This is a genomic window from Blautia sp. CAG:237 (genome assembly GCF_000436615.1).
Classification (GTDB): Bacteria; Bacillota; Clostridia; order Lachnospirales; family Lachnospiraceae; genus Blautia_A; species Blautia_A intestinihominis.
The window spans coordinates 45,112-65,868 of sequence record NZ_FR886744.1; the positions used below are offsets into that span (position 1 = coordinate 45,112).

At 48.1% G+C, this 20,757-nt stretch carries 16 protein-coding genes and 1 tRNA gene; 3 read left to right on the forward strand and 14 right to left on the reverse strand.

Features of this window, described 5'->3' with window-relative positions:
• The 14 genes from infB to QZL69_RS09100 all read right to left on the reverse strand — a co-directional run.
• A partial coding sequence (gene infB / locus QZL69_RS09035) for a translation initiation factor IF-2 (RefSeq protein WP_291519121.1) occupies positions 1-2,784 on the reverse strand: 2,784 nt, incomplete at its 3' end.
• Positions 2,785-2,822: 38 nt separating this feature from the next.
• The gene (locus QZL69_RS09040; RefSeq protein WP_022214892.1) at positions 2,823-3,134 is read right to left on the reverse strand and encodes a L7Ae/L30e/S12e/Gadd45 family ribosomal protein; all 312 of its coding nucleotides are present in this window, start codon (positions 3,132-3,134) and stop codon (positions 2,823-2,825) included.
• The gene (rnpM, locus tag QZL69_RS09045) at positions 3,118-3,399 is read right to left on the reverse strand and encodes an RNase P modulator RnpM (protein WP_022214893.1); all 282 of its coding nucleotides are present in this window, start codon (positions 3,397-3,399) and stop codon (positions 3,118-3,120) included. Before rnpM ends, QZL69_RS09040 begins: the two co-directional genes overlap by 17 nt.
• 5 nt (positions 3,400-3,404) lie before the next feature.
• Positions 3,405-4,586 carry a transcription termination factor NusA gene (gene nusA / locus QZL69_RS09050; RefSeq protein WP_022214894.1) on the reverse strand — a complete coding sequence of 394 codons (1,182 nt, stop codon included), beginning with the start codon at positions 4,584-4,586 and terminating at the stop codon, positions 3,405-3,407.
• A 59-nt stretch (positions 4,587-4,645) separates the two neighbouring features.
• The gene (rimP, locus tag QZL69_RS09055; protein WP_022214895.1) at positions 4,646-5,116 is read right to left on the reverse strand and encodes a ribosome maturation factor RimP; all 471 of its coding nucleotides are present in this window, start codon (positions 5,114-5,116) and stop codon (positions 4,646-4,648) included.
• A gap of 166 nt (positions 5,117-5,282) precedes the next feature.
• A complete protein-coding gene (locus QZL69_RS09060; protein WP_022214896.1) occupies positions 5,283-7,529 on the reverse strand; it encodes a DNA gyrase/topoisomerase IV subunit A in 2,247 nt (748 codons plus the stop codon).
• Between the two features lie 14 nt (positions 7,530-7,543).
• Complete coding sequence (locus tag QZL69_RS09065; protein WP_022214897.1) at positions 7,544-9,469, reverse strand: DNA gyrase/topoisomerase IV subunit B; 1,926 nt, start codon at positions 9,467-9,469, stop codon at positions 7,544-7,546.
• Positions 9,470-9,673: 204 nt separating this feature from the next.
• Positions 9,674-9,745 (reverse strand) — tRNA-Glu (locus tag QZL69_RS09070).
• 187 nt (positions 9,746-9,932) lie between these two features.
• Positions 9,933-11,069, reverse strand: a complete 1,137-nt coding sequence (locus QZL69_RS09075) for a PTS transporter subunit IIC (RefSeq protein ID WP_022214898.1) — start codon at positions 11,067-11,069, stop codon at positions 9,933-9,935.
• A gap of 44 nt (positions 11,070-11,113) precedes the next feature.
• On the reverse strand, positions 11,114-13,267 hold the full coding sequence (locus QZL69_RS09080; protein ID WP_022214899.1) for an RNA degradosome polyphosphate kinase: 2,154 nt from the start codon (positions 13,265-13,267) through the stop codon (positions 11,114-11,116).
• A 12-nt stretch (positions 13,268-13,279) separates the two neighbouring features.
• Entirely contained in the window at positions 13,280-14,815 is a 1,536-nt protein-coding gene (locus QZL69_RS09085) for a Ppx/GppA phosphatase family protein (RefSeq protein ID WP_022214900.1), read from the reverse strand.
• Between the two features lie 26 nt (positions 14,816-14,841).
• Positions 14,842-16,149: an ATP-binding protein gene (locus QZL69_RS09090; protein WP_022214901.1), complete on the reverse strand. Its 1,308-nt coding sequence runs from the start codon at positions 16,147-16,149 to the stop codon at positions 14,842-14,844.
• Between the two features lie 2 nt (positions 16,150-16,151).
• Entirely contained in the window at positions 16,152-17,300 is a 1,149-nt protein-coding gene (gene pheA / locus QZL69_RS09095) for a prephenate dehydratase (RefSeq protein ID WP_022214902.1), read from the reverse strand.
• A complete protein-coding gene (locus tag QZL69_RS09100; RefSeq protein WP_022214903.1) occupies positions 17,297-18,622 on the reverse strand; it encodes a bifunctional folylpolyglutamate synthase/dihydrofolate synthase in 1,326 nt (441 codons plus the stop codon). Before QZL69_RS09100 ends, pheA begins: the two co-directional genes overlap by 4 nt.
• Before the next feature lie 140 nt (positions 18,623-18,762).
• Between QZL69_RS09100 and QZL69_RS09105 the strand changes: the two genes are divergently transcribed.
• From QZL69_RS09105 to QZL69_RS09115, 3 genes are all read left to right on the forward strand, one after another.
• Positions 18,763-19,158, forward strand: a complete 396-nt coding sequence (locus QZL69_RS09105; protein ID WP_022214904.1) for a putative ABC transporter permease — start codon at positions 18,763-18,765, stop codon at positions 19,156-19,158.
• A 79-nt stretch (positions 19,159-19,237) separates the two neighbouring features.
• Entirely contained in the window at positions 19,238-20,158 is a 921-nt protein-coding gene (gene pyrB / locus QZL69_RS09110; protein WP_022214905.1) for an aspartate carbamoyltransferase, read from the forward strand.
• A complete protein-coding gene (locus QZL69_RS09115; RefSeq protein WP_022214906.1) occupies positions 20,158-20,595 on the forward strand; it encodes an aspartate carbamoyltransferase regulatory subunit in 438 nt (145 codons plus the stop codon). Before pyrB ends, QZL69_RS09115 begins: the two co-directional genes overlap by 1 nt.
• Positions 20,596-20,757: the final 162 nt, after the last annotated feature.

A 20,757-nucleotide genomic window follows, 5' to 3' on the forward strand; every position in this document is an offset into this window, starting at 1 on the left:
TTTGACATCATTGAATCCGTCAAATACAAGACCACACTCGTATCCTGCTTTGACTTCTTTGACATCGTCTTTGAAACGTTTCAGGGATGCAAGCTCGCCCTCGAAGATCTGATCTCCCTCTCTGGTGATACGAACCTTACAGTTTCTCTGGAAGATACCATCGAGGATATAGCTTCCTGCGATCGTACCAACGCCAGACGCTTTGAAGAGCTGGCGGACTTCTGCATGACCGATGACTTTCTCTTCGAATACCGGGTCAAGCATACCCTTCATGGCTGCTTCTACATCTTCGATTGCCTGATAGATGACTCTGTAGAGACGCAGGTCTACGCCTTCCTGATCTGCAAGCTGTTTTGCCATTGCGTCCGGACGAACGTTGAATCCGATGATGATCGCATTGGAAGTTGCAGCAAGGGATACGTCAGATTCATTGACTGCACCAACGCCGCCATGGATCACGCGGACAACAACTTCCTCATTGGAAAGTTTGGTAAGACTCTGTTTCACAGCCTCAACAGATCCCTGTACGTCTGCTTTGACGATGATCGGCAGTTCCTTGAGGTCACTTGCCTGGATCTGATCAAACAGGTTATCCAGAGAAAGTTTGCCTTTGGTTTCTTCAAGCAGATGTTTCTTATTCTCTGTAACGAAGGTAGCTGCGAAGTTCTTGGCTTCCTTGTCGCTCGGGAACGCCATCAGGATCTCACCTGCATTCGGAACATCACTGAGACCAAGGATCTCAACTGGTGTGGACGGTCCTGCTTCTTTGACTCTTCTTCCTCTGTCGTCCATCATGGCACGTACTTTACCGCTGCATGCACCTGCTGCGATGAAATCTCCGACATGGAGAGTACCCTTCTGTACGAGGATCGTAGCAACCGGTCCTTTACCTTTGTCAAGCTGTGCTTCGATCACGAGACCTCTCGCTGCACGGTTCGGGTTTGCTTTGAGTTCCAGGACTTCTGCAGAAAGAAGGATCATCTCAAGCAGAGTGTCGATTCCTTCTCCTGTATGTGCGGATACCGGCACGAAGATGGTGCTTCCGCCCCAGTCTTCCGGGATCAGTTCATACTCGGAAAGTTCCTGTTTTACTCTCTCTACGTTTGCACTTGGTTTATCGATCTTGTTGATCGCAACGATGATCTCAACGCCTGCTGCTTTGGCATGGCTGATCGCCTCTACTGTCTGCGGCATGACACCATCATCTGCTGCTACGACGAGAACTGCGATATCTGTGGAGTTTGCACCACGCATACGCATAGCGGTGAATGCTTCATGTCCCGGTGTATCCAGGAATGTGATCTTCTGTCCGTTGATCTCTACAACAGATGCACCGATATGCTGTGTGATTCCTCCGGCCTCACCTCTTGTTACATGGGTATCACGGATCGCATCCAGAAGGGATGTCTTACCATGGTCAACGTGACCCATAACACATACTACAGGCGGTCTGGAAACCATATCTGCTTCGTCTTCTTCCTCTTCTTTGAGGAGTTCGCCGATAACGTCTACTTTTTCTTCCGGCTCTGCGATGATATCGTAGTCCAGAGCGATCTCCTGAGCTTTCTCGAAGTCGATCTCATGGTTTACAGTTACCATGGTTCCTTCCATGAAGAGCTTCTTAACGATCACGGACGGCTGCATCTTCATTGCTTCTGCCAGTTCGCGGATGGTCATCTTCTCTGGAAGTGTGATCTCTTTTACTTCTGGTTTCTTCTCTTCCTGTTTCGGCTGAGGAGTTGGTTTCTGCAGAGCCTTCGGGATCCTGGAAAGGTTTCTTCTTCCACCCTGGTTCGGGCGATTATGTCCTGCACTGGATTTCTCGAAGTCTTTCTTCTTGTTCTTGTTCTCTCTGTCACGCTCTCTCTTGCTGTCCTTGGATGTCTTGGTCAGTTCTGGTGTGAATACAGCATCGTTATCTCTTCTTCCGCCACCGGATCTCTGTCCGCCACGGTTATTTCCGCCGAAGCCTCCTCTGTTGCCGTCTGGTCTTCCGTTTCCGCCCTGCTGTGGTCTTCCCTGACCACCCTGCTGCGGACGGCCGCCCTGACCTCTCATCGGACGGCCGTTCCCGTCACCCTGGCGCGCCGGACGTCCTTCGCCCTGCGGTCTTCCCTGACGGTTTCCGTCACGGTTCGGACGACCCTGTCCGCCGTTTCCATTGCGGTCGGAGAATCTTCTCTCGCCGCCGCGGAAGTCACGGCCTCTACCTTCACCACCGCGGTTATTGTCTCTTCCGTCGCGGTTATTCTGGCGGTTCTGTCCTCTGTTGTTATTGTAACCGGACTGTTCCTGTCTCTGCGGTCTTGCAGAATTGTTCTGTGCCGGTGCTGCGCTCTTCGGTGCCTCTGCCTGTGCAGTCTGCGGTTTCTTTGCAGTTTCCTCTACCGGTTTCTGAGCTGCCTGCGGCTTCTGAGCCTGTGGCTTTGCGGCTGGTCTTTTGTCTGTATTATTGTTCTGACGTTTCGGTCTGTTTTTGCCGCCGTCACTTGCATTCTGTGCATGATATACACGAATGATATTTTTTTTCTTTTTAGGAGCCTCTGCTTTGTCTGCTTCTGGTCTCGCTGTTACCGTCTTTTCTTCTGTTCTGGAATTATCCACCTTGGTAATCTGCTCCTTTCCCCTGGTTAAAAATTTTTGTTTTATTAATCGGATACTGGGTTCCTCAAGAGTACTCATATGACTTTTGACTTCTACCCCGTTTGCTTTTAGAAATTCAATGACTTCTCTGTTCGATCTGCCAAGTTTACTGGCAAGTTCATGCACTCTGATCTTCGGCACATGGATCCCTCCTTCAATCACTGCTGCACACCGCAGCTTTATAATTTCTGGAGTTCTTTTAACATTGCTTTTGCAAAGTTTTCATCCTGTACCGCAAGGCTGGCGCGGAATTCTTTTCCGCAGAATCTGCCCAGTTCTTCTTTGTTGGCAATAAAGTAGATCGGTACTTCGTAAAAATCACACATGTTCTGGAATTTTTTCTTGGTATTCTGGGATGCATCATCTGCAACCAGAACCAGGAAGCCTTTCCCTGTCTTGACAGATTTCTCTGTTGAAAATTCTCCGCTGGCAACCTTGCCGGCTTTTGTGGCAAGCCCCAGAAGAGATAACACTTTATTGTTGTTTTTCAATCTTACTTAACTCCTTTTTCAGGTCTTCGTAGACCTCTTCGGGAACGCTGGTCTTGAGAGACCGTTCGATCCCGTGATTGCGGATCGCTTTGTCAAGGCATTCGATGGATGGACATACATAGGCGCCCCTTCCGTTCTTTCTGCCTGTGGTGTCAAGAACGATCTCGTCTTCCGGTGTCTTAAGGACACGGATCATTTCTTTTTTGCTTTTCATTTCTCTGCAGCCGGTACACTGGCGCATCGGAATTTTATTTTTTGTCTTCATAGATCTTATTCTTCTGCTGTCTCTTCTTCGGAAACCTCTTCAGAAACTTCTGTTTCTTCTGCTTCCTGAGACTCTTCTACGTTTTCTGCATCTTCTGCTGCTTCGTCTTCGTAGAATTCTTCTTCCTCATCATAGTCGTAAAGATCACCGGATTCTTTGGCCTGTGTCTCACTCTTGATGTCGATCTTGAATCCTGTCAGGCGGGCTGCAAGACGTGCATTCTGTCCTTCTTTACCAATTGCAAGAGAAAGCTGGTAGTCCGGAACAACAACAAGTGCTGTCTTCTCATCCGGATCAGCCATTACTGCAATGACTTTGGCCGGGCTTAATGCATTCTCAATAAGGATCGCCGGGTTTTCGTCCCAGTTGATGATATCGATCTTCTCGCCGCGGAGTTCCTCTACGATGGAGTTTACTCTCGCACCGTTCATACCAACGCATGCTCCAACCGGATCTACGTCAGGATCATTGCTCCATACAGCGATCTTGGTACGGGAACCTGCTTCTCTGGCAATGCTCTTGATCTCTACTGTGCCGTCTCTTACTTCGGCAACTTCGGATTCGAAGAGGCGTTTTACGAGACCCGGATGTGTTCTGGATACCTGGATACGCGGTCCTTTTGGAGTATCCTTAACTTCCAGGATGTATACCTTGATATGTTCTGTCGGATGGAATTCTTCTCCTCTGACCTGCTCATTCTCAGCGAGGATCGCATCTGCCTTGCCAAGATTGATGCTGACATTTTTGCCCATGACACGCTGTACGATACCTGTAACGACTTCTTTCTCCATTCCGTAGTACTGATCGTAAAGAACTTTGCGCTCTTCCTCACGGATCTTCTGAAGGATGACGTTCTTAGCATTCTGTGTTGCGATACGTCCGAATTCCTTGGACTGGATCTGAACTTTGATCACGTCTCCGAGTTCTGCGTTGGCATTGATCTTCTGTGCGTCTGTAAGTGAGATCTCCAGTGCAGGATCCTCTACGAATTCCTTTACTTCACGCTCAGCGTAAACACTGAAATCACAGGTTTCAGGATTGATCATTACATGTACATTATCAGCTTTACCGAAATGGTTCTTACATGCCTGGATCAGAGACTGCTCGATTGCTCCCAGAAGTGTATCCTTACTGATATTTTTTTCTTTTTCCAGGACATTCAGAGCGTCCATTAACTCTTTGTTCATTTTTTTTATTTCCTCCTCATTTTATCAAAGCATATAGGTGCATCGTATTCATTAATCAGTTAAAATTCAATTGCCAGCCGGATCAGGGCTATGTCTTTCTTTTCAAATGTGCGTAAGGTGCCGTTTTCGTCCTCCTCGATCGTCACACTGTTATCATCATATGCGTTTAAAATCCCGCAGAATTCCTTTTGTTTCTCTATCGGACGATAGGTACGGATCTCTACCAGTTTGCCCATGCTTCTGACAAAATCCTTCTCTTTCTTTAACGGTCTGTCAAGACCTGGGGAACTGATCTCCATAATATAGCTGTCTTCGATAAAATCATCCTCATCCAGCTTGTCGCTGAACGCGCGGCTTACTGCTTCGCAGTCATTGACCGTGATCCCGCCCGGCTTGTCGATGTATCCTCGAAGATACCAGTTGCCTGCTTCCTTGACGTATTCTACATCTACAAGTTCAAAACCTGCTGCCTCAACGATCGGTGCCAGCATAGCCTCTGCCTTCTGTTCATATTCATCTCGTCTGCTCATATTTTCCACCTGCCTTTCGCACATCAGAATGATCGCGGAACTGCTTATAGTAATCAATCTCGCAAAAAGAGTGGACCGAAGTCCACTCTCTGATCATCCGTTATCATGTTATCTCATATAATAGCACCATAAGGTCTGAAAAGCAAGGATTTTTTGAAATCTCTTGTTATATCCTTGGTTTGATGCCTTTGGTATCGCGTTTTCCGAGGCGTACTTTGTTCAGGGAGTACTCCTTGTCGTGGTAGGAGATCGCATATTCCTGATGACCTCCGAGAAGGTATGCATGCTCCAGATGATCTCCGTCTGCAAGCTTCATTCCACGTACGCCGAGAGCTGCTCTCTTGGCGGTGGAGATCTCCTGTTTCAGGAAACGGAGGAAATAACCGCCGTTACTCTGGAACACCACCTGCTCCATCTCACCTGCACTGCCGACAAAAATAAGTTCGTCATCCTCAGCAAGTTTCGTGGATGCGATCGTTCTCTTGGTCACATCAAACTCAGCACCATCAACCAGTTTACACATGGATGTCTTTGTCACAAAAAAGATCTGATCCTGTTTGATCTGTCCAAGCGGCGCTACATACAGCATCTGCTCCTGGCTGCTGTCATAGTTGCTTAAGTTATCTACCGGTGTTCCCTTATCTCTGAAACGTACCAGTGGAATGTCGACTGCCTTGATCGTATGCATCTTGCCCTTGTCCGTAAAGATGCAGATCTTGTCCGTGTTCATGCACAGGAATACGCAGCGGTTCTCATTGTGTGCTGCTTCTTTGTTTCGTTCATAGGCATTTTTGTCGATCAGCTTCATATAACCAAAGCGATCCATCAGGAAGCAGACTTCTGTCTCTTCCATCTTCTTTTCTTCGTAGACAGCTTCCTCGGCATTCTCGATGGAAGTGCGGCGTTTGCTTCCATACTCCTTCTTGATGCCGTCCAGTTCCCTGATGATGACCGCTGCCATGGAGTCATAATTATCCAGGATATCCTTGTATTCAGCAATATTCTTCATCGTCTCCTGATAATCTGCCTGAAGTGCCTCGATCTCCAGTCCGATCAGCTTATAGAGACGCATATCCAGGATCGCACCTGCCTGCTTCTCTGTAAATTTGAGCTTTGAAGCTGCCTTCTCACTTACCTTGGTCTTGAAACGTATTCCTTCTGTCACGCCCTCCACCAGACATTTCTTGACCTGCTCACGGTTCTTGCTTCCGCGCAGGATCTCGATGATCAGGTCGATCACGTCACATGCCTTGATAAGACCTTCCTGGATCTCTCTCTTTTCCTGCTCTTTGTCAAGAAGGGTCCTGTATTTCCTTGTTGTGACATCAAACAGAAATTCCACATGGTGCTCGATGATCTGCTTAAGGCTTAATGTCTCCGGTCTGCCATCTGCAACCGCCAGCATGTTTACGCCAAACGTATCCTCGAGACGTGTTTTCTTGTACAACATGTTGGTGAGATTTTCTACATCAGTGTCCTTCTTGAGTTCCAGAACGATACGGATTCCCTCCTTGGAGGACTGGTTGGAGATGTCCACGATGTCTGTAGTCTTCTTCGTCTCAACCAGGGATGCAACATCATTCAGGAATTTACCGATATTTGCCCCGAGCATCGTATACGGGATCTCTGTGATGACGAGCTGTTTCCTGCCGCCTTTGAGTTTCTCAATCTCCACTCTTCCACGGAGACGGATCTTGCCGGTTCCACTCTCGTAGATCTTACGGAGGTCATCCTTGTTGACCACAAGTCCGCCGGTCGGAAAATCCGGTCCTTTAATATAACGCATCAGTCCTTTGACACTGATCGTATTGTCCTTCATGTATGCCTTGACCGCATCTACGACTTCACCGAGATTGTGCGGCGGGATGCTGGTCGCCATGCCGACTGCGATTCCCTCTGCACCATTCACCAGAATGTTCGGGATCTTGACAGGAAGAACCGACGGTTCTTTCTCTGTCTCGTCAAAGTTCGGCACAAAATCAACAACATTCTTGTCAAGGTCTCCAAGAAAAACTTCCTGTGTCAGTTTCTCCAGACGTGCTTCTGTATAACGCATCGCTGCAGCGCCGTCGCCCTCGATGGAGCCAAAGTTTCCATGTCCGTCTACCAGCGTCCTGCCCTTCTTGAAGTCCTGCGCCATAACGACCAGTGCATCATAGATAGAGCTGTCGCCGTGTGGATGATATTTACCCATTGTATCTCCGACGATACGGGCACATTTACGGTACGGGCGGTCATAACGGATCCCGAGTTCATACATATCATATAAAGTTCTTCTCTGTACAGGTTTCAGACCATCTCTTACATCCGGGAGTGCTCGGGAGATGATAACGCTCATGGCATAATCGATATATGATTTCTGCATGATCTCCGAATAGTCTGTACGGATTACATTTTCCTGTTTTGTTTCCATAAAAAATCCCTTCCTTAGATGTCAAGTTCCGCGTCTGCTGCATGTTCGTAAATGAACGCCTTACGCGGCGGTACTTCGCTTCCCATAAGAATCTCTGTCACGCTGGATGCCAGACGCGCGTCCTCGATCTCCACACGCTTCATCCTTCTTGTCTCCGGGTTCAGCGTTGTCTCCCAGAGCTGTTCTGCATCCATCTCTCCAAGACCTTTGTATCGCTGGAGCGTAAAGCTGCCCGGTTTGTGCGCCTTACGGTATTTCTCCAGTGCCTTGTCGTCGTAAAGATATTCTTCCGGGCCTTTTTTCGGCATTGCCTTGTAGAGAGGCGGCATTGCGATATAGACATGCCCCTCATAGATCAGTTCCGGCATAAAACGATAAAACAGTGTCAGAAGAAGTGTCGAAATATGTGCACCATCGACATCGGCATCGGCCATGATCACGATCTTGTCATAACGGAGCTTGCTGATATCAAAGTCGTTGCCGTATCCTTCGGAAAAGCCGCATCCAAACGCATTGATCATCGTCTTGATCTCTGCATTGGCAAGAACCTTGTCGATCGTTGCCTTCTCAACGTTGAGGATCTTACCACGGATCGGAAGGATCGCCTGATAATTACGATTTCTGGCTGTCTTGGCAGAACCGCCTGCGGAATCTCCCTCTACGATAAATATCTCACACTGGGATGGATCTTTCTTCTCACAGTTGGCAAGCTTGCCATTGGAATCAAAGGAATATTTCTGCTTGGTCAGAAGGTTTGTCTTGGCTCTCTCCTCGGTCTTGCGGATCTTGGCTGCCTTCTCTGCACAGGAAAGGATCGCCTTGAGTGTCTCCAGATTTCTGTCAAAATAGAGGACAAGCTGCTCGCCCAGAACCTTGCCTGTCGCTTTGGCAGCATCCTGGTTGTCGAGTTTTGTCTTAGTCTGTCCTTCGAATCTCGGTGCAGGGTGTTTGATGGAAACAACTGCTGTCATTCCATTTCGGATATCCGCTCCTGTAAAATTCGGATCCTTGTCCTTGATGACACCGATCTCTCGCGCATAACTGTTCATGACAGTCGTAAAAGTTGTCTTAAATCCTGTCAGGTGTGTACCGCCCTCTGCATTGTAGATGTTATTACAGAAGCCCAGAACATTCTCGCGAAAATCACTGGTGTACTGGAAAGCCACCTCTACCTGGATGCCGTCTGCCTCTCCCTTGAGGTAGACCGGCTCATGAAGTGCCTCAGAACTGTGGTTCAGATCACGGATGTATCCGATGATCCCCTCCGGCTCATGGTATTCCAGTTTCTCCGGCTCCGCACCGCGCAGATCCTCGAAATAGATCGTCAGGGCAGGATTCAGGTATGCTGTCTCATGGAGACGGCTTTTGACCTCTGTTGCAGAGAAACGGGTCTTCTCAAAAATCTCCGGGTCCGGAAGGAAATTGATGCAGGTTCCGGTCGCCTTCGTGCGTCCAAGTTTCGGGAGAAGCCCCTCCTCCAGTTCGATGGTCGGGATTCCTCTTTCATAGTGGTCATGATGTACATATCCATCCCTGCTGATCTTGATATCCAGATAAGTAGAAAGCGCATTGACAACAGAGGAACCGACACCGTGGAGACCGCCGCTGGTCTTGTATGCGGCGTTGTCGAACTTGCCGCCTGCATGCAGGGTCGTAAAGACAAGACGCTCCGCGGACATTCCTTTCTCATGCATATCTACCGGGATTCCTCGTCCGTTATCTGTTACGGTCGCGGAACCGTCCTTCTCCAGTGTCACATGGATCTCACTGCAATATCCGGCAAGGTGCTCATCTACTGCATTGTCTACGATCTCATAGATCAGATGATTCAGTCCCTTGCGGGATACACTTCCAATATACATACCCGGTCGTTTCCGGACTGCCTCCAGTCCTTCCAGAACCGAGATACTGCCAGCATCATAGGTTTGCTTTTTTGCCATGGGTATATTCATTTCCTTTCTTATGCTCCATTCGGAGCCTGATAGTTACTGTTCACTCCGTTCACAGCAACGCCTGATACTCAAACATTTGTTCTATATCATACCGTATCCTTCTGAATTTTTCAAGACAGTTTTTGGGGATTCGATATTCTTCGATAGATTTGGAAAAAAAAATAACCAGAGAAAACTCTGATTATTCTTAAGCAGCCAGTACGGGAATCGAACCCGTGTTTTCGCCGTGAGAGGGCGACGTCTTAACCCCTTGACCAACTGGCCATACTGCTCTGTCGATCTCTGTTCGCAACCGACTTGCTTAGTATATACCAGTGTTTTCAAAAATGCAAGTACTTTTTTTAATTTTTTTAAATTTTTTTGAAAAACTGAAAAACAGGGCTGTTTTCCGCATAAAACTGCGGCAGCAGCCCTGTCCTCATTCATTCAGATGATCTGTATCCTGTGCAGATCAGCCGAGATCGATCTTGAGATCTCCCGGCTTGATGATCCCTTTTGCACGGAAGATCTTGCCGATCACCCAGGTAATGAGTAATGGAAGCACAAAACAGATCAGAATCATTCCGACCCAGTCAAACGCTCCCGTTGTATATCCTTCCGGCATCTGTGCCCATCCTGTGATCACACCGATCGGTCCTACCAGACCGGAAGTTCCCATTCCGGATGAGATCGCAGGACCATTGTTCCGCATATGGAACACGCAGGTTGCGATCGGTCCGGTGATCGCAGAAGTGATAACCGGAGGGAGCCAGAGGACTGGTTTTTTCATCAGGTTCGGGACCTGGAGCATGGAAGTTCCCAGACCCTGTGCAACAAACCCGCCGATTCCGTTATCTGGAAAGCTCAAGATCGCGAAACCGAGCATATGTGCACAGCATCCTGCAGTTGCTGCTCCGCCTGCCAGTGCCAGTCCGTTCCAGACTTCCATTGTCACGCTGCCATCCGCAATACCGGCAAGGACTGCCCCGCCGCTGATGCCGATCGCGGCGCAGATCGCAGCAGAACTGATCGGAAGTGTCAGGACAACTCCGACTACTACTGATACGATGATCCCCATCCAGAATGGTCTTAAATCTGTTGCCCATCCGATAAAGGAACCAAGTGCATCGCAGACACTCTTGCATACAGGCGCCAGAAGCATCGCCAGAACTACGCCAACGATCACGGTGACTGCCGGTGTCACGATGATGTCGATCTTTGTCTCCTTGGAAACCAGTTTTCCGATCTCACAGGTGATGACTGCCACAAAAAATACTGCCAGTGGTCCGCCGGAACCGCCGATCGCATTGCAGGCGGCTCCTACTGCACATAAGGAATACATGACCAGCGGTGGCGCCTGAAGTGCATGACCGATCGCAAGTGCCATCGCAGCACCTGTCACACTGGTCGCATAACCACCGATCTCCAGAAGCTTCTCTGAAACGAAACTTCCCGGGCATACATTCTGCCCTATGGTGTTGATGATCGTACCGATCAGAAGTGACGCAAAAAGTCCCAGTGCCATGGAACCCATCGCATCGATCCCGTAGCGTTTGAACGATATGATCACGTTCTTCCGCTTCAGAAAGCTTTGTTTTTCGTTGCTCATAATCTCTTTCCCCTCGTAAAGTTTATTTGTTATCCAGAACTTTTTTATTCTTCCGGATCTTTGACCGGCTCTGCCGGGATGAACACTCTGGAATGGTTTTTCTCGGCTTTTTTCTGTTTTTTTGCTTTTTTCTGTGCTTCTGCGCAGAATTCCATCTGAGAATTGATGAGAGTTTTGCCTCTCTTGTCCTGTTTCTCATACGTTCCATCAGGCTGAAGCAGATGTGCCTTTACATTGTCACGGAATTCCAGATCCAGGATGTGCTTGATCTCTTTCTTGATCTGCTCATCCTCTACCGGGAATACGATCTCGACACGGCGGTCCAGATTTCGCGGCATCCAGTCTGCACTTCCCATGTAGATCTCCTCAGCTCCGCCATTCTGGAAGTAAAAGATCCTGCTGTGTTCCAGGAATTCTCCGACGATGGAGCGCACATGGATGTTTTCGCTCACTCCCGGGATTCCCACTTTCATGCAGCAGATGCCTCGTACCAGAAGATAGATCTGCACGCCGCAGGAAGAAGCATGATAAAGAGCTGAAATGATCGCCGGGTCACATAAAGAGTTCATCTTGGCAACAATGCATGCCGGAAGTCCTTGTTTCGCATGTTCTGCTTCTCTCTCGATCATCTGCAGGAAACGGTTTTTCATCCAGATCGGTGCCACAATCAGACGGTTCCAGCGCTTTGGCTCAGAATAACCGGAAAGCATGTTGAATGCAGCCGTCGCATCCTCTCCGAAACGTTCATCGCAGGTAAAGATACCGCAGTCTGTATAAAGTTTGGCTGTGGAATCGTTGTAGTTACCGGTTGCCAGATGCACATAACGGCGGATGCCGGTCTCTTCTCTTCGAACGACCAGAGTGATCTTGCTGTGTGTCTTGAGACCGACAAGACCGTAGATTACATGACAGCCGGCTTTTTCGAGCATTTTTGCCCAGACGATGTTATTTTCCTCGTCGAATCTGGCCTTCAGTTCCACCAGTACGGAAACCTGTTTACCATTTTCTGCTGCCTGTGCAAGCGCTGCGATGATCGGTGAATGGCCGCTGACGCGGTAAAGTGTCTGCTTGATCGCGAGGACACCAGGATCCTTCGCTGCCTGGCGCACGAAATCTACGACCGGATCAAAGCTCATATATGGATGATGCAGGAAGACATCTCCCTCGCGGATCACCTCAAAGATATCCTTGTCATTCTGGAACTGCGGCACAGGTGCCGGTGTATGTTTCGGGCTCTTGTACTCGTCAAAGCCTTCCAGTCCATAAAGTTTCATCAGCATGGTAAGATCCAGCGGTCCATTGATGCTGTAAATATCTGCTTCCTTGATCTCAAATTCTTTCTTGAGGATATCAAGAAGACGTGCATCCATCTTTTCTTCTGCCTCAAGTCGGATGACCTCGCCCCACTGGCGTTTCTTGAGCTGTTTCTGGATCTCTACCAGAAGATCCTCTGCCTCATCTTCGTCGATCGTGAGGTCCGCATTACGCATGATACGGTACGGATGCGCGCAGACAACATCATTGCTCAGGAAAAGCTTGCCGATATTGCGCTCAATGATCTCTTCCAGAAGGATCACGGTACGGTCGCCTTTTTTTGCGGAAGGGATCTCTACGATCCTTGGAAGTACAGAAGGCACCTGAACGGTGGCAAATTCCAGCTCTTTGGTATGTTTTTTGTTATTTTTCTTGGCGATCAGTGCGCCGATATTCAGAGTCTTATTGCGGATGAGTGGAAATGGTCTGGAAGAATCCATGGCCATCGGAGTCAGTACCGGATACACATTGTCCTCGAAATACCGGTCAACAAATTCCTGCTGTTTCTGGTTCAGATCCTCATGCTCTGCAATCAGGTGAAGTCCCACTTTCTCAAGTGCCGGAAGGACAGAACGGTTGAAGGTGCTATACTGTACTTTTACCAGCTCATGTGTCTGTTTGCTGATCTCACGGAGCTGTTCTTCGGAGGTCATTCCTGCGATGTCTTTTTTCTTGTAACCTGCATGCACCTGATCCTTGAGGGATGCGACACGCACCATAAAAAACTCATCCAGGTTTGAAGAGGTGATGCTTAAGAATTTCAGTCTTTCAAACAGGGGGAGGGATTTATCCCTGGCTTCGCTCAAGACTCTCTCATCGAATTTCAGCCAGCTTAATTCCCTGTTTACATAGTATTCCGGTTTTTCAAATTTACTTAAATCCATATTTTTCCTCCTCTACGCTCTGCGGCGGCGTTTCAGCACAAGATGTATTCCAAAGACTTCCTCAAAGAACGCTACTTTGTCCTTGAGAAGTCCAAGTTCCAGAGAAATGTCACGGCTGGAGTCGATCATAAGCTGCAGTTCTCTGTCTTTGAGCACAGCCTTGAGCCCCTGCACTTTCTGATAATGGCTGCGGTCCATGGCATTCGCAAGGCGAAGGATCGCGGTCAGTTTCGCTACCAGAAGATAACGTTCCTTGTCGAGTCCCGGACCATCGTCATAATTTCCATAATAAACGAATTCTGTCGTATTATAACGTACCGCGCTGGCAATGACTCTTCGCTCTTCTGTGGAAAGTCCGATGATCTCGGTCGCCATGATGATGCGGTAAGAACACTCTGCCACATCGCCCATGCTGATGTATTTACCGCAGTCATGGAGCTGTACGGCGATCTGGAGAAGAAGACGTTCTCTTGCACCCATACCGTGGACTTTCTTCATGCTGTCAAAGATCGTCAGTGCGATATCCGTTGTGCCCTGGATATGGTTTTTGCCGCTGGAATAGCGTTTGGCAATGTTTCTGGAAGCAACCAGAATGTCATTTTCGAAATTGTGGGCGCTCTTGATGAACTTCTTCTTTTCTCCGTAATCGTAGGCAATTCCATCAAGAAGAGAAACTCCCGGAACCCAGACTGCTTCTGCCTGGAAAATGTCGATGAAGTTTTTGCAGATGACCATCGTCGGAACGATCAGGGACGCATACTCCAGATCGATCCCCATCTCATCTGCCAGTGCCTGCTCTGTCTTGTATACCGTTTCCTCATAATGCTTCCCAAACTCTTCCATTGTGAGGATATGTTCTCCGATATGCTCCTGAAAGATCGTATCTGCAAGAAAATCCCCCATCAGGATCACATTTTTGATCTCCCGGTCTTTCAGATACAGCCGCTGAAAAGCGGTTAGGTCATTTCGGATAAATTCCATGATCAGCTGGTCGTAATGCGTCGTGGTCTTCTCAAGTTCTTTGAGCCGTTCACGGATACGCATGCTTCCCATCTTGAGGCTCTGTGTTGTTACAAGTGCATCCTTGTCAAAAAGAGACACCTGCAGCCCGCCGCCTCCGACATCCAGGATCGCAGTTCCCTTCTGGATCATCTTTTTGAAGCTGGATTCTTTTGCCGCGATCGATTTGTAGCCCAGAAAATGCTGCTCGGCATTGCTGAGGATCTCTACATGGATCCCTGTACGGCGGTAGATCTGTTCCTGAACGATCAGCGGATTTACCATCTCACGGAATGCACTGGTCGCACAGGCACGATAATCGGAAACTCCGAATTCCTTCATCATCTTGTCAAAATCCTTCAGGATCCCACAGATCGCATCCACGATCTCAGGTTCCAGTCTTCCCGATGAATAGGCTCCCTTTCCGATCTCCAGGCGGTATCTTACATCGCTCAGCTGACGGAATCCGATCTTTTTGGAAAACTCAAAGATCTTCATGCTGACCTCATAAGAACCGATATCAATCGCTGCAAATGTTGTAATTGCCATATCCCATACCCCTTCCTGCTTATCTATTAGTTTTCCTCTTTTCCGAGAAGGTGATCAATAAACTGCTGTGCAGTTCTTCCGGTAAGTCCTCCATGAGAGATCTCCCATTTGCCAGCTTCCGCAAGGAGCTGGTCTTCCGGCATCTGGATGCCATGACGGGCTGCCAGTGTCTTGACGATCGTGTGGAATTCCTTGCGGTCCGGTGCGCCGAAGTAGATACGAACGCCAAAACGATATACCAGAGAAAGTTTTTCCTGTACGGTATCAGAGGAGTGGATATCGTCACTATCTCCAACTTCCAGTTTGTCCCCTGCTCTTTCGCGGACAAGGTGACGACGGTTGCTGGTCGCATAGATCAGAATATTGTCCGGTTTACGCTCCAGACCACCTTCGATCACAGCTTTCAGATATTTGTATTCAATTTCAAATTCTTCGAAGGAAAGGTCATCCATGTAGATGATAAACTTGTAATTGCGGTCCTTGATCTGAGCAATGATCTCGTTCAGATCCTGGAACTGATGCTTGTAAGCTTCAATGATACGAAGTCCCTCATCATAATACTGGTTCAGGATTCCCTTGATACTGGAGGATTTACCTGTACCTGCATCACCGAACAGCAGACAGTTGTTTGCTTTTCTGCCTCGGACAAATGCTTCTGTGTTTTCGATCAGTTTCTGTTTCGGGATCTCATAGCCTACCAGGTCATCCAGACGTACATGTGCGATCCTTGTGATCGGAACGATCTGTGCTTTTCCATTCTCGTCTTTCTCGATACGGAAAGCCTTATGAAGTCCCAGCTTGCCTACGCCGAAATCCTTATAGAACTGGACCATATCTTCCATGAATTCCTTTGTATCCTTGGCTGCTGCCAGTGTGCGGCTCATCTCGCAGATACGGTCGCGGATACGTTTGTTGAACATCTTTCCACTGTCCTTCGGTGCCTGATAGTCGCAGAGGATACCGCAGCAGGAAGTATGGAATACTTTGTCCAGAAGATTCAGGTCAAAATCATACAGTTCCTTGAAGATTGCAAAATCATGGAGTGCCAGCTCATTGATGCTTCCGTCGATATGTCCACGGATCTCGCTCGCGGTGCTGAATGCATTCTCGTTGTTCACAAGAAGCAGAGTCAGATAATTGTGCCACAGGTTTCCTGCAAATCCATAGGAACCTGCTGTCTCGATCAGACCGTTGACACATTCATAGAAATCTTCTTCCATTTCTTTTGCGTTTACGGCTGACTTCTCACAGGCATCCATAAGTGCTGTCATCTTGTCAAGGATCTCTCCATGTTCAAATCCTCTGTATAATACGCATTCTTTTACTCTGGTCATTTTTATATTTCCTCCTGCTGTCCGTAATTTCCAAGTACACGTACCCCGATCGCCTCTGCGTCAAGACCTCGAAGTGCATTTTTGACCGCCGGATCTTCCAGGTTTCCTTCGAAATCTACAAAGAAACGGTATTTCCAGTTCTGTCCCGGGATCGGTCTGGACTCGATCTTTGTCATGCTCAGGCTGTTGTAGATAAAATGTGACAGCATGTGATACAGAGTACCGCTTGCATGCGGCAGTTCGAAGCATACGCTGATCTTTCCTGCATTTTTCTCATAGATCGGTTTACTGCTGACAATGATGAAACGTGTCACATTCTGATCATTGTGGCAGATGTTTTCGGCAAGGATAGAAAGTCCGTAGAGCTCGCCTGCTGCACGGCTTGCGATCGCCGCCTGGTTTCTCTTCTGCTCTTCCTTGATCCTCTTGGCTGAAGCTGCTGTGTTCTCTGCCTTGACGGTTTTCCATGACGGATGTTCTTCGAGATAATGTTTACACTGTGCAAGTGCCTGTGGATGGGAATAGACGGTGTCGATCTCGTCCACGGTCACGCCCGGAAGTCCCAGAAGCACGTGCTGTACGCGGACCCCCTGCTCCCCGACGATATAAAGCTGATATTCTGTCAAAAGATCATAAATATCCGTCACGATCCCCTCTGTGGAATTCTCGATCGGAAGGACTGCATAATCAGCCTTGCCAAAAGCAACCTCCTCCATCGCTGCACGGAAGGTCTTGACATGGTAGCTGTTGATCTCCTCCGGGAAATATGCTCTCATGGCCGCATAGCTGTATGCGCCCTCAACTCCCTGAAAAACAACGTTTACATCTTTGAGCGGAAGTTCGTCGACCATCTTGTAGTTTCGCTCTGTTCCGACACCATTCTTGGTCAGAAGCTGGTACTGGCGTTTGCGGCTGATCGCCATGATCTGCTGAAAAAGCTCCTGCGCACCAAGGCTGTTGAAGCTTCCATGTGCCTGATTCTTGAGAACATCCAGTTTGTCCTGTTCTCTCTTCGGGTCAAGTACCTGCTTTCCTGTGTGTATCTTGTATTCTGCAACATCCTCGCAGACTTTCATTCGTTTTTCAAATAACCGTAAGATCTCTTTGTCGATGACATCAATCTCCTTGCGGCATTCCTGTAAATCTATCATTCGTTATTCCCTTCCGATGCCGGTGATCCGGACACCTCTTTTCTTGTATTTACGATCCGGGTGATGTCCCCGATAAAGGACAGTGAGCCAAAGGACAGGATCACATCGTCCTTCCCTGCCATCTCAAACAGTTCCTCGACCGCTTTTGCGATATTTTTCTCCGCGTGGACATGTGGGTTGCATGGACGGATCGCTTCGGCAAGTTCCTCCGCCGGGAGTGCCCTCGGGTTATCCGGTGTCTCGATCGCAATGATCTGTTCTGCATAAGGGCAGAGTTTCCGGATAATATATGGATAATCCTTGTCCCGGAAAACACCCATGATAAAAAACATCCTGCGGTCTTTGAAATATTTCCGTACAGAATCCTCGAGCATATCTGCCGCAGCCGGATTGTGTGCTCCGTCCACGATAAACAGCGGATCTCTGTGGATGATGGTCAGTCTTCCGTTCCAGTGGGTTGCCTTAAGTCCTTCCCTGCGCTGCTCTGTCGTGGTATGATAGCCTCTCTCATCCAGGATGCGTAAGGCTTCCAGTGCAAGGACTGCATTCTCTGTCTGGTAGGAACCGGCAAGTGAAAGCGTGTATTCCTCTCCTTTGTAGAGGAAACGCTGTCCGGTAAAATCTGCTTCCAGCACTTCTGCCTGGGAAATATCTGCCGCACAGAGGTCTGTCCCTGCCTCATGACTTACGTTCTCTATGACCTTCAGTGCCTCCGGTTCCTGTCCGATCGTTGCCACGCTGCAGCCTGGTTTGATGATGCCGGCTTTTTTCTCCGCGATCTCTGCGATCGTGTTGCCAAGGAAGGACTGATGATCCATGCTGATCGGTACGAGAACGGCAAGTTCTGTCGTGCGGATCAGGTTTGTCGCATCTGTGATACCGCCCATGCCTACTTCCAGGATGACCGGATCACATTTTTCTTCTACAAAAAATAAAAATGCCACCGCCGTTTCGATTTCAAATGGGGTGGGATGTGCAAGACCTTCTGCGGTCATTTCTTCGATCACTGCAGCAACCCTGGTCGTATGTTTCGCAAACTGCTCTCTGCTGATCGGTGTTCCTTCCACCTCGATCTTTTCTCTGTAAGAATATACGGATGGGGAAATATACCGTCCAACGTGATATCCGGCATTGGTCAGTGTCGTATATAAATACGCGATCACGGATCCCTTGCCGTTGGTTCCTGCTACATGAACATATTTAAGCTGATCCTGGGGATTGCCAAGGCGCTTCATAATTTCCTTTATATTGGTAAGATCCAGGGCACCGCCCGCGTACTGCTCTGCGTCTCTGATGTATGCCCTGCTTTGCTGATAATCCATGTTGTATGCTCCTGTTTCTTAAATGTGTTATTTGTATAAATATAACATCTGTGTATCTTTTTTTCAAGACCAGCCATACTAATTAACGCATCGTTAATATTGGTTTTGATCAAATCTTTTTTACTTCAGGAGGAACCGCTATGAACCAGAATCTGACAAACTTTTTTCTCTGCGGCTCGATCGGATGGTGCATGGAGGTTTTCTGGACCGGGCTTCACTCCCTTTTGTCCGGCCAGTGGACAATGACAGGCAAAAGTTCGCTTCTCATGTTCCCGATCTACGGCTGTGCTGCCATCATCGCTCCTTTGTATGCACGGATCTCCTCCCTGTCTTTCGTCTGCCGCGGACTTCTCTATATGCTGGGATTTTATATGGTCGAATTCATAAGCGGCAGTTTTCTCAAAGAAATCGGCATCTGTCCATGGGATTACTCCGCTGCCCGTTTTCAGTACAGAGGAATCATCCGGCTCGACTATGCTCCTCTCTGGTTTGCCGCAGGATTGATTTTTGAAAAAATACTTACGAAATCTGCTTGAAAAATCGATTCTTGTAGTATATGATTGTGCAAGAGAGAATTTTATTGAATTTTCGCAACATCAATAAGGGAGGTTTCTTATGAGACATTTAATGAGCCCGCTGGATCTTTCCAAAGAAGAACTTGACGATCTTCTGACTCTTGCCAGCGACATTGAAAAAAATCCATCAAAGTATGCGCATGTCTGCGATGATAAGCGACTTGCCACCTGTTTTTATGAACCAAGTACACGTACACGTTTAAGTTTTGAAGCAGCCATGATGAATCTTGGCGGCAAGGTTTTAGGTTTCTCTTCTGCCGGTTCCAGTTCCGCTTCCAAAGGCGAAAGTGTTGCCGATACGATTCGTGTTGTTTCCTGTTATGCAGATATCTGTGCTATGCGTCATCCGAAAGAAGGCGCTCCGCTCGTAGCTTCTATGGCTTCTTCTATTCCTGTTATCAACGCCGGTGACGGTGGTCATCAGCATCCTACTCAGACCCTCACTGATCTTCTTACTATCCGTTCCCTCAAGGGAAGACTTGACAACCTTACGATCGGTCTGTGTGGCGACCTGAAATTCGGCCGTACCGTTCATTCTCTGATCGAGGCGCTGGTACTTCGTTATTCCAATGTGAAATTCGTTCTGATCTCACCGGAAGAACTTCGTGTACCAAGCTACATCCGTGAAGATATCCTTGAGAAGAATAACGTAGAATTCGAAGAAGTAGAGCGTCTGGAAGATGCACTTCCGAAGCTTGACATCCTCTACATGACACGTGTACAGAAAGAACGTTTCTTCAACGAAGAAGATTACGTACGCATGAAGGATTTCTACATCCTCGACAAACAGAAAATGGAACTGGCTCCAAAGGATATGTACATTCTTCATCCGCTTCCGCGTGTAAACGAGATCGCTGTTGAAGTAGATGATGATCCGCGTGCCGCATACTTCAAGCAGGCACAGTATGGTGTCTATGTCCGTATGGCACTGATTCTTAGATTACTGGAGGTGGAAGTATAATGTTAAACGTTGGAGCACTTCACGAAGGTTTCGTACTTGACCATATCAAGGCCGGCAAAGCCATGACTATTTATCATGACCTGAAACTCGACAAACTTGACTGCACCGTTGCCATCATCAAGAATGCCAAGAGCAACAAAATGGGTGTCAAGGACATCATCAAGGTAGAATGCCCTATCGAGAACCTCGACCTGGACATCCTCGGTTTCATCGATCACAACATCACCGTCAACATCATCAAAGACGAGAAGATCGTTGAGAAAAGGATCCTGAAACTTCCAAAACAGATCACAAACGTCATCAAATGTAAGAACCCACGCTGCATCACTTCCATCGAGCAGGGCCTGGATCACGTATTCATCCTCGCTGACCCGGAGAAGGAAGTTTACAGATGTAAGTATTGTGAGGAGAAATATCGCGGTAAACGCAATAAATAATCCTGTTTCAGAACAAAAAAAAGAAACGCTTCGAAATGAGCGTTTCTTTTTTTGTGCGAGCAGACCGATAAGCCGGGTTATGTCGTTGAGTGATCATCTGTCTAGGCCAGCCGTTGCCAGCTGGCTCGAGCGACCCACCTGAAAGCACGACGGGCAGCCGTA